The organism is Vibrio genomosp. F10 str. 9ZD137 (assembly GCF_049974785.1).
Taxonomy (GTDB): Bacteria; Pseudomonadota; Gammaproteobacteria; order Enterobacterales; family Vibrionaceae; genus Vibrio.
On sequence record NZ_JBNGCJ010000972.1, the window covers coordinates 1 to 1187 of the forward strand.

Consider the following 1187-nt stretch of genomic DNA (forward strand, 5'->3'; position numbering starts at 1 on the left):
CGCTCTTCCGATCTTGACGTTAAATACGTGGAAATACTGAAGTCGGCTATCTTTATATTTACCATCATTATCCATGCTGCCTTCAAGGGTACCCATGGCCATTTGACCATTTTTTAAGCCAAAGCCCAGTGAAGCAGATAGCTTTACATCACCTTGATTATTCATACCCACATACCCTGAGGTATTAACAGCAGTTAGATTTGATGGGTCAACTTTCTCAGTAGACTCGTCAGCAAGCGCAAGGTTCATACCAGAGCAAAGTAAAGTCGTTGCTAGAATGGTTTTAGTAAAAGTGTTCATGGTTGTTCTCCTATGTTTGTGTGGGATGAACTATAACCAATGTTCTTATCGTGATGTAGGTCACTTTGCGCCAAAGTCATTGACGTACTGTAACAATGTTGCCCAACTAATAATTTGAGGTGATAGTAAATGGATGCCATTGATGGAGAGCAACAGACACAAGGCAATTAACGTGAAAAAGCCAGCAAGAAGACCTTACTGGCTTTATTTACACTAACGATTTGAATAAACAGTTTTCGTTAAATGGATTACTTTGCTATATCACGACGGATAGGTTCTCCTGCCTTAACCGCGGTATCTAATTCAGTATTATTCACAACGATTTCGCCGTTAACCAATAACCAATGCACGCCAACTGCCGGGTGATTCGGATCTTGGTAAGTGCCTACATCAGCAATAGTGTCTGGGTCAAAGACCACGATATCGGCATCCATATTGGTTTGAATACGACCTTTATTCTTCATTTGAGGGACAAAATCTTCGATTAATTGCGCAGGCATGAGTGTCATTTTGCGTAATGCTTCAGACATCGTTAATAAGCCGCGTTCTCGGACATAGACTCGTAAAACCTTAGCGAACGTGCCGTTTGATCTAGGGTGAGAGAAAAGCTCTTGAGGGAGCGGCCATTCGTCACCTGCATAGTTATCAATGTGGCCTTCTTCATCCATGTGCATCCAGAACATTTCATCAGATTCAATCAATACATTCGGGTTTAAAATCGAGGCATCTAACAAAGCAAGATCGTCTGGGTTTTGCTCATCTAAAAAGTGCCAAACAATGAATGTACCGGGTTTATTTTCTTGATACTCAGCAAGTTGCTCTTCTGTCATGCGGTCAACACCCAACTGAAAGTTTTCAGCCGTTGATCCCATACGCTCACGCCATCC

The 1187-nt window shown here is 42.0% G+C and carries 2 pseudogenes; both read right to left on the reverse strand.

The window, feature by feature from the left end:
* A pseudogene (locus tag ACP45E_RS21045) lies at positions 1-300 on the reverse strand (hypothetical protein); the annotation flags it as partial.
* A 248-nt stretch (positions 301-548) separates the two neighbouring features.
* A pseudogene (locus tag ACP45E_RS21050) lies at positions 549-1187 on the reverse strand (amidohydrolase family protein); the annotation flags it as partial.